At 37.7% G+C, this 15656-nt stretch carries 16 protein-coding genes; 4 read left to right on the top strand and 12 right to left on the bottom strand.

Going from position 1 to position 15656, the window contains the following annotated elements:
- Positions 1-17: 17 nt before the first annotated feature.
- A complete protein-coding gene (locus F948_RS06715) occupies positions 18-716 on the top strand; it encodes an NAD(P)H-dependent oxidoreductase (RefSeq protein WP_004915825.1) in 699 nt (232 codons plus the stop codon).
- 66 nt (positions 717-782) lie between these two features.
- On the opposite strand, the gene F948_RS06710 is transcribed toward F948_RS06715, so the two are convergent.
- Complete coding sequence (locus F948_RS06710) at positions 783-1529, bottom strand: iron-containing redox enzyme family protein (RefSeq protein WP_004915823.1); 747 nt, start codon at positions 1527-1529, stop codon at positions 783-785.
- Positions 1530-1872: 343 nt separating this feature from the next.
- Between F948_RS06710 and F948_RS06705 the strand changes: the two genes are divergently transcribed.
- Positions 1873-3102, top strand: a complete 1230-nt coding sequence (locus F948_RS06705) for a GGDEF domain-containing protein (protein ID WP_004961815.1) — start codon at positions 1873-1875, stop codon at positions 3100-3102.
- A 100-nt stretch (positions 3103-3202) separates the two neighbouring features.
- Here F948_RS06705 and aroC read toward each other — a convergent pair whose 3' ends face one another.
- The 11 genes from aroC to F948_RS06650 all read right to left on the bottom strand — a co-directional run bounded on the left by aroC (position 3203) and on the right by F948_RS06650 (position 13186).
- Positions 3203-4294: a chorismate synthase gene (gene aroC / locus F948_RS06700; protein WP_004954434.1), complete on the bottom strand. Its 1092-nt coding sequence runs from the start codon at positions 4292-4294 to the stop codon at positions 3203-3205.
- An 11-nt stretch (positions 4295-4305) separates the two neighbouring features.
- The gene (gene prmB / locus F948_RS06695) at positions 4306-5316 is read right to left on the bottom strand and encodes a 50S ribosomal protein L3 N(5)-glutamine methyltransferase (protein WP_004961811.1); all 1011 of its coding nucleotides are present in this window, start codon (positions 5314-5316) and stop codon (positions 4306-4308) included.
- Between the two features lie 125 nt (positions 5317-5441).
- Complete coding sequence (gene trpB / locus F948_RS06690) at positions 5442-6647, bottom strand: tryptophan synthase subunit beta (RefSeq protein WP_004954438.1); 1206 nt, start codon at positions 6645-6647, stop codon at positions 5442-5444.
- A gap of 37 nt (positions 6648-6684) precedes the next feature.
- Positions 6685-7872 carry a vWA domain-containing protein gene (locus F948_RS06685; protein WP_004915807.1) on the bottom strand — a complete coding sequence of 396 codons (1188 nt, stop codon included), beginning with the start codon at positions 7870-7872 and terminating at the stop codon, positions 6685-6687.
- A gap of 12 nt (positions 7873-7884) precedes the next feature.
- Positions 7885-8736, bottom strand: a complete 852-nt coding sequence (locus F948_RS06680; RefSeq protein ID WP_004915804.1) for an AAA family ATPase — start codon at positions 8734-8736, stop codon at positions 7885-7887.
- Between the two features lie 39 nt (positions 8737-8775).
- On the bottom strand, positions 8776-9162 hold the full coding sequence (locus F948_RS06675; RefSeq protein ID WP_004915801.1) for a hypothetical protein: 387 nt from the start codon (positions 9160-9162) through the stop codon (positions 8776-8778).
- Complete coding sequence (locus tag F948_RS06670; RefSeq protein WP_004961809.1) at positions 9155-9460, bottom strand: YcgL domain-containing protein; 306 nt, start codon at positions 9458-9460, stop codon at positions 9155-9157. Before F948_RS06670 ends, F948_RS06675 begins: the two co-directional genes overlap by 8 nt.
- Before the next feature lie 102 nt (positions 9461-9562).
- Positions 9563-10705, bottom strand: coding sequence for a ribonuclease D (locus F948_RS06665; RefSeq protein ID WP_004961806.1), 1143 nt, complete (start codon positions 10703-10705; stop codon positions 9563-9565).
- 287 nt (positions 10706-10992) lie between these two features.
- A complete protein-coding gene (recR, locus tag F948_RS06660) occupies positions 10993-11589 on the bottom strand; it encodes a recombination mediator RecR (RefSeq protein WP_004915789.1) in 597 nt (198 codons plus the stop codon).
- A gap of 67 nt (positions 11590-11656) precedes the next feature.
- Positions 11657-11986, bottom strand: coding sequence for a YbaB/EbfC family nucleoid-associated protein (locus F948_RS06655; protein WP_004915785.1), 330 nt, complete (start codon positions 11984-11986; stop codon positions 11657-11659).
- 12 nt (positions 11987-11998) lie between these two features.
- Positions 11999-13186, bottom strand: coding sequence for an O-succinylhomoserine sulfhydrylase (locus tag F948_RS06650; protein ID WP_004915783.1), 1188 nt, complete (start codon positions 13184-13186; stop codon positions 11999-12001).
- Positions 13187-13532: 346 nt separating this feature from the next.
- Here F948_RS06650 and F948_RS06645 point away from each other — a divergent pair, with 346 nt between their 5' ends.
- Together F948_RS06645 and F948_RS06640 are read left to right on the top strand one after the other, a co-directional pair.
- Complete coding sequence (locus tag F948_RS06645) at positions 13533-14618, top strand: alpha/beta fold hydrolase (protein ID WP_004961801.1); 1086 nt, start codon at positions 13533-13535, stop codon at positions 14616-14618.
- 3 nt (positions 14619-14621) lie between these two features.
- Positions 14622-15494 (top strand): NAD(P)-dependent oxidoreductase, encoded by an 873-nt coding sequence (locus F948_RS06640; protein WP_004961796.1) that lies wholly within the window; start codon positions 14622-14624, stop codon positions 15492-15494.
- Positions 15495-15656: the final 162 nt, after the last annotated feature.

The raw sequence follows: 15656 nt of genomic DNA, 5'->3' as shown, positions 1-15656 counted from the left end.
ATCAAGGCAAATATTAAATGCATATTTTGATTGTTCATGCACATCCTGAACCCAAGTCATTCACATCATCTTTAAAAAATACTGCTAAAGAAAATCTTGAAAAACAAGGACATTATGTAGAAATCTCTGATTTATATGAGATGAATTTCAATCCAGTTGCTTCACAATTAGATTTTGAATCACTCAACCAAACTGATTACTTTAATTATGCACTTGAACAACGTCATGCACAAAAGAATCAAACACTTGCGCAAGATATTCAGATAGAAATCGATAAAGTTAAACGTGCAGATCTCGTTATATTCAGCTTTCCACTATATTGGACTTCTGTTCCTGCAATCTTAAAAGGATGGATTGATCGAGTATTTGTTGCTGGTCTCTTTTATGGTGGAAAACGCTTTTACAATCATGGCGGAATGACTGGAAAAAAAGCGATACTGTGTCTGACTCTGGGCGGTCGTGAGCATATGTTTGGTGATAAATCAATTCACGGCTATATAGAGACTTACCTATCTTCAATCCAACGAGGGAGTTTGGCTTATGTAGGTTTTGAGGTACTTCCGCCATTTATTGCTTATCATGTTCCTTATATTAAAGATGAAAATAGAATGAATATCATTGAAAATTTTGAAGATTATTTAAACAATATAGATCAATTAACGCCTTTAGAGTTTCCAAAATTAGAAAACTTTGATGAGAAACTTTATCCGCTTTAACAAAATCAAACTTATAAAAAAACAGTCACACTTTTATAAAAATGTGACTGTTTCTATCATTAGAACTTAGTTTTTATGTTGAATTTTATAGCACTCATCCAAAGCCAACTCATAATAAGCCAAACCATCTTGAGCTGCCTGAAAAGCTTTTTTCTGTAAAACAGGATCTTTGTGACATAATCTTTTGATTAATTCCATCGCTTCATATGGATGTAAATCATCATAATGCGCATGAGCTCTCAACCAAGCCAATGATCTTTTATTGATATTGACTTCAGGATGTGAAGTATAAGTTTGAATCCCTTTGTAGACTTGGATTGTCCAATCACCTGTCGCCCACTCAATGGCTAAATTTGTTGCAGCAATACTTTCAGCCAAGCCACCTCTAAAATTTACATCCCACAAATAATGATTCACAGCATTCATCGCCGCAGGAGGCCTAACGTTATTTAACATCTCAACAGTCAAACCGAATCCACCTGCCCAATCTTGATACCAATTTAAATGTCTTTCTTCAACTTTGATATTTTGGATTAACCAGTCTCGGGTTTCGGTTACACCATCTAGAGCAAAGTTAGTCGCTTTAGCTAATGCACCTGCCATGTATGATGGAAAATGAGCAACCAATGGATAAAAATTTAATAATGCAGAACGGAAACACTCGAGGCTTAAATCCCCATTTGCCATGTCCACAAATAATGGATGTTTACTCACTCTTTCTTTAGCAGGTACAAGCTCATCCCAGAACTTTTGCGCCCAATCAGAATGAGGCGTGATTTCTAATTTTGTGCTGTATTGATTCATAGCAGTCATTGCGATGCATCCTATTTCGTATGACTTAATTCAATCACTCTGTATGTGATTGATGCTTTTTTCTAAATTGTATCTTATTGCTCCAAATATACAATCATTCTTGGTAAATTTGTAACAGTTTTTAAGGGTTTGATATTTTATTTGTCTGAATCATTATATTATTTAATAGATTTTAATAAATTCGATCAATGGATGATGAGTGGGGATTAATTAAAGTTGAATTTTGCACTAATTATTTTTTTATTATCGAATAAAAAATTTTAATTTAATTCGATGTAACATAGTTTTTTAAATAATCCCTATTTTACATGTATAAAAATATTTGGGAGTGGTGAGAGATAAGATGAAGTTGAAGGCTTCCAATATTTTGGGACAAGAACAAATCGACTTGTTAATTTCTCGCGGGCTAAATTTAGTTTGGTTTCCTAAAGAATTAGAATCGATCTACAAAGATCAGTATAGAAATGAAGCAGCTTATGAGTTTCGTTATAGAGCTCCTATTATTTTAGGATTATATGCATTTCTAAGCTTTGGTATCTATCAAGTTCTTCCTTCTGGCATGCGTTTTGAATGGTTTGCTTATTATGGCTGGGTCGGCATTATCATTATGTTTGCTTGGCTACTTTCTTTTGTGCCAAATCTTAATAAATGGTTTGATCATTACGTTTGTTTAGGTTCCATGGGTGCCGTTGCAATCACATTTACCCTTATCAACGTACTTGAACAAGGTCAAAATAACGTTTTATTCCACGCAGCAATGATGTATGCCGTCGTAATTATTTATGGCTTCGTTGGAATGCGTTTTTACACAGCCATTATTGCTGGCTGGGCTGGTGGATTGATTGGCGTAGCTGCAAGTACTTGGCTAAATGGTTCTATTGATTGGACTTATTTACATCGCACATATACCTTCAGTAGTTTTTTAGGCATGGCTTTAGCTTATGCAACTGATCGACAACATCGAGAAAACTATCTACAAAATTGCATGATTGAACTGAATCGTCTTGAGTTGATGCGTCAAGCACAGCAATTATCAATTTTATCTCAACAAGATGCTTTAACGGGCTTAGCAAATCGTCGCTATCTAGATGAAGTACTTGAGAACGAATGGAAAAGAGCCACTCGACATGAGATGCCACTTACCATCATGATGATTGATATTGATTTCTTCAAACTCTATAACGATACACTAGGTCATATTCAAGGCGATCAATGCCTTAGACGTATCGCAATTATGTTGGGTTCGATTGCATCAAGAAGTGGAGATTTAGCTGCTCGGTATGGCGGTGAAGAGTTTTTGCTATTGTTCTCTATGACTGATCGAGATCAGGCTATTATTCAAGTTCAGCGCTTAATGGAACTAGTCAGAAATATTGGTATTGTGCATCCTCGAAGCAATATTTCTAAGCACGTTACGATCAGTGTTGGTGTGGCAACCATTACACCAACACTAAATGACAGTCTTTCAGAATTCGTATCTCAAGCAGATCATGCATTATATATTGCTAAGAGTAATGGTCGGAACCAATATCATATTGCAACGTCAAATAATAAAGTTTCAGAGTTATTATAACCACTAAAATGTAATTTAAATTTATTTAAATAATTTTATATTATTTTAAACATTGATAAAAAAAGACACCTATTAATTTAATAATAGGTGTCTTTATATTTTATGGTTCTATAGGTTTAAATGGCGGAACTACATCTGCATTCTGAGCACGATGTCTTAAAAAATGGTCCATCAATACAATTGCCAACATTGCTTCTGCAATAGGTGTAGCACGTACACCTACACATGGGTCATGTCGCCCTTTCGTTAATACATCTGTATTTTCCCGATCAATCGTGATTGTTTTACCCGGTGTTGTAATACTAGCAGTCGGTTTTAGAGCGATTGCAACACGGATTGTTTGTCCACTTGAAATACCACCTAGAATTCCACCAGCATGATTTGCAAGAAAACCATCTGTAGTGAGTTCATCACGAGTTTCGTGACCAAATTGACCCGCAACAGCGAAACCATCCCCGATCTCAACGCCTTTTACAGCATTAATGCTCATCATCGCATGTGCAATATCAGCATCTAATCGATCAAAAACAGGTTCACCCCAACCCACAGGAACCTTCTCAGCGAGGATTTCCAGTTTAGCCCCACAACTTGTTCCTTGCTCACGTAATGAAGTCACAAGTTGTTCAAAACGAGGGACAGCATCAACATCACCACAAAAGAATGGATTATTTGGAACTTCATTCCAATCTAATTTCTCAGCAACCTCATTACCGATTTGAGTGACATGACCACGAATATCGATTCCAAATTTCTCAGCTAAGTATTTCTTTGCAATAGCACCTGCAGCAACACGCATAGCTGTTTCTCGAGCGCTTGAACGACCACCACCACGATAATCACGGAAACCGTATTTTTGCGTGTAAGTATAGTCAGCATGACCAGGGCGGAAAGTTTGAGCAATATTACCGTAATCTTTTGATTTTTGATCTGTATTACGAATTAGTAAACCGATCGAAGTTCCGGTTGTTTTTCCTTCGAAAACACCTGATATGATTTCAACTTCATCAGGCTCTTTACGTTGTGTTGCGAACTTAGAGGTACCTGGTTTACGGCGATCTAAATCACGTTGTAAATCAGCTTCACACAGTTCAAGACCCGGTGGCACTCCATCGACAATTGCCATTAAGCCAGCACCATGTGATTCACCACATGTTGTTACCTTAAAGAGTTGCCCAATACTATTCCCTGCCATGTTTTAGCCCCTTAACTTTGAACAGATTGCTGAAATATTTCTTTATAACGGCGGCATTGTTCAGCAGTTAATGCAAAAATACCAGAACCGCCTTTTTGGAAAGTGAGCCAATGGAAGTCAACTGTATTGAAGTTTTGGCGCATTGCCCATTCTGAGTTACCCACTTCGATGACGATTAGACCATCTTCAGTCAAATAATCAGCAGCTTGAGCTAACATTTTGCGCACTAAATCCAAACCATCCTGACCCGCAGCAAGTGCCAATTCAGGTTCATGCAAAAATTCTTCTGGTAAATCGGCCATATCTTCTGCATCCACATATGGTGGATTGCTGACAATAAGGTCATATTGATTTTCAGCTGGAATTTTTGCAAACAAATCAGATTCCAGTAATGCAACTTGATATTGTTTGTTGTGATGTTCTGTATTAATGGAAGCAACTTCTAAAGCTTCTTTAGAAATATCAGTAGCATCTACTTCAGAATCAGGAAATGCATAGGCTAATGCAACTGCAATACAACCAGAACCTGTACACATATCTAAAATACGTTGCGGTGTTTTTGGATTTGGATTAACAGGTAAGCTATTTAAAGCTTCAAGCATTTGTCCATTTTCATCTAAGCAGTATGGTGCAAAACGCTGTTCAATTAATTCAGCAATTGGTGAACGCGGAATCAAAACACGCTCATCGACATAGAATGGCTTATTAAAGAAATATGCCAAATTCAATAAGTATGAGGTTGGAACTCGTTCGTTGATTCGACGTTCTAACAAACTAAGGAATTCAGCCTTTTCACTCGGCAAAAGTTTCGCATCTAGAATTTCTGAATCTGCATTCCACTCTAGTGATAAAGTTTGTAAAACTAAAGCTGAACTTTCTGCAAAATAATCTTCAGTACCTTGTCCTAAGTGTGCGTCATATTGACGAAGTGCGGTTACACCAAAACGAATAAAATCTCGAATGCTTACTAAATTTTCAGCCGCTTCTTGTAAATGTTCAGGGCTGATTGTAGGTCGCTCCACTTAGGCGTCTCCAAAATGCAAATAGCAAAAACGCTTTATTCTAACGGGATTCAAGCCTATTTAACAGTAAAAAACCGCTTCTACAGACTAGAAACGGTTTATGAAATTTAAATCAAGGTAGAAAATTACAAACCCAACTTTTGAGCAACATAGTCTGAATCCTTATCTCCACGACCAGAAAGATTCACGACGATCTTCGTATTTTTATCCATTTTAGGTGCTTCACGTAATGCCCAAGCCACCGCATGGGAGCTTTCTAGAGCAGGCACAATACCTTCGACGCGCGAAAGCGTCATAAATGCATCTAAACACTCTTGATCTGTTGCTGTTTCATATTGAACACGTCCCAACTCTTTAAGAAAACTATGTTGTGGTCCTACACCAGGATAATCCAAACCTGATGCAATCGAATGTACAGGTAGGGGTTCTCCTTGATCATCCTCAAGCACATAACACGCCATACCATGAATTTGACCTGGCTTACCCAATGTAAGTGTAGCTGAGTGTTTATCCGTATCTAAGCCGTGACCTGCTGGTTCAACCCCAACAAGTTTTACTTCAGGGATATTTAAGAATGCAGTGAAAGCACCAATTGCATTTGACCCACCACCTACACATGCAACTACATAATCAGGGTTTTGTCCAAAACGTTCGTTTGCTTGAGTTTTAATTTCATTTCCAATAATCGACTGAAAGTCACGTACCATTTTGGGAAATGGATGCGGACCAACTACAGAACCAATCGCGTAAATATAATTTTTAGGATCTTTTAAATATTCTTCAAAAGCACTATCAACTGCATCTTTTAAAGTTGCAGTCCCCTGAGTAACTGAAACCAACTTTGCACCCAAAATTTTCATTTTAACGACGTTTGGATGTTCTTTTTCGATATCTACTTGTCCCATATGAATTTCACACGGAATACCGACTAATGCACAAGCAGTTGCTAGAGCAACACCATGCTGTCCTGCACCAGTTTCAGCTATGACCTTGCTTTTGCCCATATATTTAGCAAGCAAAGCCTCTCCTAAACAGTGATTAATTTTATGAGCACCAGTATGGTTAAGATCTTCTCGTTTTAAATAAATCTGTGCTCCACCTAGTTGATCGGATAGACGTTTTGCATGAAATAAAGGGCTTGGGCGACCAACGTAATTTTTAAACAAATCATTAAGTTCATCTTGAAATTCAGCTGTATGACGAATTTCTTCATAAGCATTGTTAATTTCGTCCATTGCCTCTTTTAAATGAGGAGGAATAAATTGACCGCCAAAATTACCAAAAAAGCCTAATTCATTAGGCAAAGCAATGCCGTTAATTTGATGTTCCATGTCTTTTCCTGTTCTTATAAAGTATTAATGTCAATTTTTAGCGTGATAAATATCGTGTCATATCCTCAATCCCCTTGAGGGTCATCGGATACATATGATTTTCAAAAATCTCTTTAATCCAGCCAATAGTCTGTGTGTAATGCCAATAGCCTTCTACTTCAGGATTTAACCAAGCTGTTTTATCAAAATGTTGGCGTAATCGCCTTAACCAAACCTCACCAGCTTCATCATTCATATATTCAACTGAACCACCCGCTGACTTTAGCTCATAAGGTGCCATACTCGCGTCACCTACGATGATGACACGGTAGTCACGTCCATATGTATGGAATAAATCCCATGTATTCATACGCGTTGAACTACGACGATGATTATCTTTCCAAACATAGTCATAGAGACAGTTATGGAAATAGAAATACTCTAGTGTCTTAAATTCTGACTTGGCAGCGCTAAACAACTTCTCACATTCAGCAATATAAGCATCCATGGAGCCACCAACATCAAATAGCATCAAAACCTTAATACGGTTACGGCGCTCTGGAACCAGTTGTACGTCTAAGATACCCTGTTTTGCAGTCTCACGGATCGTACCATCTACATCTAACTCTTCTGCAGCACCTTGTCGTGCAAATTTACGTAAGCGACGTAAAGCAATTTGCATTTGGCGTGTACCTAAAACCTGATCATCATCAAGATTTTGGTATTTACGTTGCTCCCATACTTTTACAGCCGAACGTTTGCGTCCTGGCCCACCAATACGCACACCTTCTGGATGATCACCAAAGGCGCCAAAAGGTGAAGTTCCACCCGTACCAATCATGCGATTGCCACCTTGATGCTTTTTATGTTGTTCGCGTAAACGCTCTTCCAACATTTTCATCAATTCTTCGAGGGAACCGGCCTTTTGTAGTTCTTCACGTTGCTCTGGTGTTAGATGTTTCTCTAAAAGCTCAAGATCAAACCAATCTTTAGGTAGTTTATGAACCTGTTTAAGCAATTCATCTAAATCGAAAGTTTCAATGCCATCAAAATAATCTTTCATAGCACGATCAAACTTATCAAAATATCGTTCATCTTTGACTAAGACAGTTTTAGCCAATTGATAGAACTCGTCTTGATCTGCGAAAACAAGACCTGAAGCCACAGCCTGATTAAGATCAATCAATTCACGGGTGGTAACAGGAACGCCATATTTACGTAAGGTGTAAAACAGTCTCACAAACATTGGTAGACACTCTTAACGGCGTGACATAAAAGCTAAACGCTCAAGTAACTGCACATCTTGTTCATTTTTAATCAAAGCACCATAAAGTGGCGGAATTGCTTTTGATTTGTCATGATTGCGCAACACATCTTCAGGCATATCATCAGCCATAAGTAAGCTTAACCAATCAATCAATTCAGATGTTGATGGTGGTTTTTTCAGGTTTGGCACTTGGCGTAACTTGAAGAATATTTGTAATGCTTCGCTCACCAATGTATTAGAAATACTTGGGAAATGAACAGCAATAATGTCGCGCATGGTTGCTTCATCAGGGAATTCAATATAATGGAAGAAGCAACGACGTAAGAATGCATCTGGAAGTTCTTTTTCATTATTTGAAGTGATGATAACGATAGGTCGTTGAGTTGCGGTAATTGTTTCCCCTGTCTCATAAACATAGAACGACATTTTATCGAGTTCATGCAACAAATCATTTGGGAACTCAATATCTGCCTTGTCAATTTCATCAATTAACAATACACAACGTTCTTCGCTGGTAAATGCTTCCCACAACTTACCTGGTTTAATATAGTTTTTAATGTCATATACACGATCGTCGCCTAACTGGCTATCACGTAAGCGAGATACAGCATCATACTCATACAGACCTTGTTGTGCTTTAGTCGTTGACTTGATATGCCAAGTAATCAATTTCAAACCTAAGCTTTCAGCAACCTGCTCAGCAAGTAAAGTTTTACCAGTCCCTGGCTCACCTTTAACTAATAAAGGCTTTTGTAAAGCTCGTGCAGCTTTGACTGCAAGTTTGAGGCTATCGGTTGCGATATATTGATCTGTACCAGTAAAGTGTTGTGTATCAGCAGACATTTTAAAACCTTATTTTTCTATATTTAACTGTGTGTAGATTTAAACCGTGTGTCCTGTTTTATTTGCAGTGTATTTAGACCAGCAAAACCCAACCAGTAATCCTAATCCAATTACAAATAAAATTAAGGATAAATTTGACCAAATAAGAACATGCTCTTTGGTAAGTACACCGAAGATCAGTCCAAAGATTGCTGGGGCTAATGCAGAATTAGGCCCCTCGGAGATGGTTGGTGTGACTAAAATTGCAAAAACAATAATCCACAGTATTCCACCTACTGGATTCGGTAAACGCGACATCAAACGATACCAGCACCATAAGGCAATCAATGTTCCAGTAACATAAACAATAATGGCTACATTTTCTTCTGGAAATTGATCAAAGACCGAAAGAATTTGTGACCATATTGCCGTTAGAGTCTCAAGCACCGCGTAATCCCTCAGGTTCTACAGCATTCGGGTTGATAAGACCTTCTGGTGGCATTTGAATAAAAAAGCCTTTGGTTTGCAAAGAGTCTAATACATGCAAGACATTTACACGTGCAAGCTTACGCTCAGCATGCAACTCTAAGTGCATTACAAATGTTGCTTTACCAAAAGCTTGCAAGACATTTTCAGGAACGACTTCTAGAGGATTCTCTTGATCTTTATCCTCAGGATAGTTTGGACGAGCAATATAAATATACATTTCGTCTTTTTTACTCGATCTATAAATATCGCAGTGCATGTTTACTCACAACCATTATCAATCAAAAACAGCATACATGAAAAAAACTGTAGGTACATTAAGGAATGTTAACGCTACAGTCGTATTTTATACTGTTCTTATTTACCTAGAAATCTTCATTTGAGTTGTTAAAAACTCAATATCTTCTTTGAAAAGTGCAATTAACGGCTCTGTCAAAAGATCATAGCGCCAACCTAATAAATAGCTGGGTAAATCTTGCTCATCGAGATGAAAGACCACATGCTCATAAATCGCATTTAGCCACTTCTTACGTAACAACACTTCCTTTGGAATACCTGTTTTATTGACCACCATTTCGATCAATAGATCAACACGAGGTGCAATTTCTTTGGAGTTGTTTTTGACAGGACGCGCCAAACGCAATGGCCATTCATCTTCTGGGGGTAAAAACTTCAGTAGATCTAAAATTGTTTTACCATGCTCACGCACAATATTTGGTCGCATGTCTTTAACTTGTGCCAACTGGAAAGTATTTCGCGGATTCTTTTCGACTAGATCAATCATTGTGGCATTTTTAAGTATGAAACTACGTGGTTGATTCATCGCTTTGGTAATTTGTTCACGCCAGATGCTTAATTGTTGTAATTGCATCAACTCACGCCTAGAGTGACGATAATTACCAATATCCGTATAAAGTTCAGATAATGGTGTCTCTAATGCGATTTCTTTAGTTAGATTTTGGCAATCCTCTAAAACATAGGAATATAGACCCTTTGTTTGAAGATCAAACTTCAGCCTTTCTGCCAGCTTATTTAAATATAGTACGTCATTTGCAGCGTAACTCATTTGCTCTTGACTAAGTGGACGTGCTAACCAGTCCGAACGTGTTTGGTCTTTATCGATATCAATATTTAAACAAGTTTTTAATGCATTTTGATAGCTGACCTGCAAACCATGACCAAGAAAAGCCATCGCGACTTGCGTATCAAATACATTTTTTAATGGCTTTTGATCTGCGTAATGATAAATCAGATCAATATCCTCACCGCATGCATGAAAGATATTCTGCTGAGCTTCAAAAAGCTTACGCCAAAAATCAGATAAATCTAGCGCAGCGCCATCTAACAACGAAACCTGATCATTTACATTGATTTGGCAAACGCCTAATTTCGGATATAAGGTATCAACCTTAATAAACTCAGTATCAAGTGCGTATGTGGAACAATGTTCCATTTGATTGAGGAGAACAGCTAGATCTTTTTGCTGTTGGATAAACTGAAACATAATTGCTCAAGTAAAAAAATTAAAAACATAGCGATGCAACGATTTCATTGCAGTTATTGCTCAAGCGAGATCAGATGCAAAAATTTACTTAGTATTCCACATGCAAAACATGAAATTACTCCCTATTCCATTTGTAAATCAGCGAAAGTCCATTTCGCCAGCCAATAGTGCCACAAATTTAAATAATTATAGCTATGATAATGTAAGACAAAATGTAAAATTTAATTATTTGTTTAAATTAACAGCATGAATTTAAAATAAATATATAAATTATATCGACCTTAGTCTTATTTCATACGCATTCGATTATGTACAGCCTGACTCAAAGTGTGACTGTCTACATATTCCAATTCACCACCCTGAGGTACGCCTTGTGCAATTCGAGTCATATGTATTGGCAAGTGTTTTGTCGCTTCAACCAAATAATGTGCCGTTGCTTGCCCCTCAACTGTTGCATTAGTTGCTAGGATCACTTCTTCAATTTGACCTTCACTTAAACGCTGCACTAAATATGGGATGCCTATTTCCTCAGGTCCAATACCATCAAGTGGTGATAGATGCCCACCTAAAACATGATATTTACCTCTAAAGCTTCCACTTTGTTCAATTGCCATAACATCAGCGGGTGACTCAACCACACACAGTAAATTTGAATCACGCTCTGTCGACGCACAAATATCACAAATTTCATTTTCAGTGAGTGAATGACAAATTCTGCATTCGTGAATATGACTCGAGGCCTCATGCAATGCATACGAGAGTGCAAAAGCACCTTCACGGTTCTTCATCAATAAATGTAATGCCATACGCTGTGCAGACTTAGGACCTACACTCGGCAAAATACGCAATGCTTGAACCAATTGTTCAAATCGTTCACTAAACACAAATTAACTCGAATATTTGTAGAAAGAATCCCCCTAAGCTTATTTTTCAAACTTAGGGAGTAATCAATTAGAACAAGCCAGATAAGCCCGGTGGTAAACCCATACCAGAATTTGCACCTTGCAATTTCTCTTCTGAAATCGCTTCAGCTTGACGAGCAGCATCATTCATCGCAGCTGCGATCAAGTCTTCAATCATGTCCGCTTCATCTTGCAATAAATCAGGACTGATCTCGATGCGTTTTACAACATGGCGACAAGTCATGGTTACTTTAACTAATCCACCACCTGCTTCAGCATGAACTTCAGTTTTCGCAAGCTCTTCTTTGGCTTTTTTAAGATTTGTTTCCATGTCTTTTTGCATGCGCTGAGCTTGCTGCATGAGCATATTAATGTTCATATCTTTCTCTCGTTAAATTAAATCTAAACCACGTGACAGATCACGAATAATATCATTGATATCTTCTAAACCAACAGATACACGGATTAAACCTTCCTCAATACCTGCTGCTTGTTTGGCTTCAGCCGACATTCTACCATGTGAGGTCGTCGCAGGATGTGTAATTGTTGATTTGACATCACCAAGATTACTTGTAATGGATAAGAATCTTGTATTATCAATTACAGTCCAAGCACCTTGACGCTCTCCCCTCACAACAAATGAGACAACCCCACCAAAACCTTTTTGCTGTTTCTTAGCCAATTCATGACCTGGGTGATCTGGCAATCCAGCATAATATACCTTTTCAACTTTATCATGCTGCTTGAGCCATTCAGCTAATATCTGAGCACTCGCACAATGCGCCTTCATACGTAAGCTCAATGTTTCTAAGCCTTTTAAGAATATCCACGCATTAAAAGGACTCATTGAATTGCCTAGTGTACGGATCACACCATTCACTTCTTCGAGTAAATCATTTTTACCAACAACGGCACCACCCAGTGCACGCCCCTGACCATCAATATATTTAGTTGCAGAATATAGAACTAAATCTGCCCCGAATTTGATGGGTTGCTGTAATGCTGGGGTACAGAAACAGTTATCTACAGCGAAAAGAGCACCATGTGCATGTGCAATATCTGCAATCGCCTGCATATCACCAACTTGCGCTAGAGGGTTTGATGGTGTTTCTATAAATAACAAACGAGTATTTGGCTGTAAGGCATTTTTCCAACCCTCAAGATCGTCTAAATCGACAAAAGTGACTTCAACCGCGAATTTAGCTACATATTTTTCAAATAAGGCAATAATTGAACCGAATACAGCACGTGAACAAATGACGTGGTCACCCGCTTTCAAATACGCCATACAAATTGCATGTACAGCAGCCATACCAGAACTTGTTGCAACTGCACGCTCAGCACCATCAAGCGTAGCCAATCGTTTCTCAAAGGCTTGTACTGTTGGATTGGTATATCGAGAATAAGTATTGCCTGCTACTTGACCTGAAAATTTCGCAGCAGCATCAGCAGCGCTTTCACATACAAACGATGAGGTTAAAAAAATAGGTTCACTATGCTCACCTTCAAAAGTACGGTTATGACCAGTACGAATTGCAAGCGTATCTAGTTGATATTCTAAATCATCATTTGGATTCATCGTTTTGTATGCCTTATGATTAATGGGTTCAGGAACACTCTATTCTATACTCTGGACAGTTTTGCAAATTGCAAAGAATGAACCTATAGGTTTCTGCCCATTTTAACTTTGGCTAAAATTTTCTCACATTTGAATATAAAACCAAGCAATAAGATCACTATTGCTCTCTTCTAGAATCCTATCTGATTAATTTACGCACAAAAATTAAATTCATATTACAAAGTGTTATTAAATTCCGCCTAAATGTGCCAACATTTTGAGCGCCTAAGGTATTTAAGGTCAAGGCGAAAGATACAATAATCGCTTAGACTTCGTGCAATCTTGACTCATGATGAGACTTAAAAAGATGAAATCGCTTGTGGAACAGCAAAAAATAAATTTTAAACATCTCGCTATGCGTGTATTTGAAGCAGACAAATTAGTCTTATCTCAATCTACACCTTATCAAGTTATTGCCGAATTTAAACAAACACGTGTCAGATTCTATGCTTCTGAAAACAAGCGTTATAAGGAGCCTCTTGTCTTCGTAGCACCACTTGCGATTAATATGGATATATACGATTTATATCCATACCGTTCTTTAGTTAAACACTTTCAAGAAAGCGGTTTTGACGTTTACCTGATTGATTGGGGTAAATTAACTTATAAAAATTATCATATTGATTTCTTATCATTCATCGATAAGTTCATTCCACGTTGCATTGAAGCAATTCAAAAGCATTCGAAATCTAAAGAAATCTCGTTACATGGTTGGAGTATGGCTGGCATCTTTGTCACACTATATACAGCACGCCATCAACCAGATGCAGTAAAAAATCTAATCGTATTGGGTAGTCCAATTGATAGTTATGCATCAGGTTATATTGGTAAGCTATATAAAACGCTCGCCTATGTGACAACACGTAATGCGACGATTAAAGACTATATTTACAATCGTCTCCCAAAACTCATGATTCATTCACCAGGTTTTTTAAATTCTTTGGGCTTTAAGTTACTCGATCCTAAAGGTTGGATCTACGGCAATATCCAACTGCTTAAAAATCTGGATAATCTAAAACTGGTTCAGGAAGATGCAACTTTAAGTCATTTTCTTAACAATATGATTGATTATCCTGGTGGCATTAATCAAGACATGCTGTTTAATGTTTGGATGCAGAACCCATTAAAAAATGGTGCAATCACACTAAAAAACAAAACCATTGAATTAAAAGGTATCAACTGCTCTCTATTAGTTGGCGCTGGGAAAAGTGATCAACTGGTAACGGTTGATGCTGCTTTTCCATTAACTCAGTTGACAAATAGCCAAGATGTCACGTTTACTCTTATACCTGGCGGACACTTAGGTTTAATGTCTAGTCAAAATAGCTCAATCGAGTTTTGGCCGACACTTACAAAATGGCTAGAAGAACGTTCAACACATTTAAAAAGGTAAACTATGACTCAATCTGTTGCATTTATCGGTTTAGGTGCCATGGGATATCGCATGGCTGCTCATTTACCAAAATATTTCGACACCGTTTATGTTTGGAATCGAAATTTTAGTAAAGCCGAACAACATGCAACAGAATTTGGAACAATCGCTTCTGAACTCGAACAAGCAGCGCAAGCCGATGTGATTTTTTCTTGCTTACCGACCAGCCAAGATGTTGAAAACCTAATAAGCAGTATCAAAATCAAATCAGGTGCAATTTGGATTGACTGTACCAGTGGTGTCCCTGATGCAGCGCGTCGTCTAGCTGAACAGCTCAAAGCTCAAAATGTAGCATTTTTGGATGCACCCGTCAGTGGTCAAACTATAGGTGCAGAAAATGCAACCTTAACATTTATGGTGGGTGGTGATATTGATGCATTTGAACGTGCCTATCCTGCTATGTCAGCTTTAGGAAAACTTATTCAACATGTAGGCGAGTCTGGCGCAGGCTTTGCAGTAAAAGCCATTAATAACATGCTGCTCGCTGTAAATTTATGGTCAGTAGCTGAAGGTTTTACAACATTAAAAGCACATGGCGTAAATCTAGATGCCGCCTTGAATTGTATTAATGCTTCTAGTGGTAAAAGCCTAGTCACTGAGAATATTTTCCCGCAACGTGTTTTAAGTCGAGAGTTTCCTGTTACTTTTGCCCTGCCTTTATTAGCAAAAGATACGGGAATTGCCCTAGATTTGGTACACGATGCAAAATTACCTGCACCTATACTATCTTTGGCACAAAGTCTCATTCAAGCTGCAAGCTTATCTGCTGAATCCAATAGTGACTTCTCAGCTGCAGTTAAAATGTATGAATCTTGGACTAAAATCACGCTTAAATAAGACCCTTTATTTATGCAATATTCTATTCATCGACACTTTTGATATCTGAAATTTATGAGATAGCATTGCATAAATATGTGGTGCTTTAAATATTACATTTATTTCAATGCTTATAACTTGAGATTATTAAATTACATCTAAAGCTAATTAACTTACTTTAAG

The organism is Acinetobacter junii CIP 64.5, from assembly GCF_000368765.1.
Classification (GTDB): Bacteria; Pseudomonadota; Gammaproteobacteria; order Pseudomonadales; family Moraxellaceae; genus Acinetobacter; species Acinetobacter junii.
This window is presented reverse-complemented; position numbering and strand designations above follow the sequence as displayed.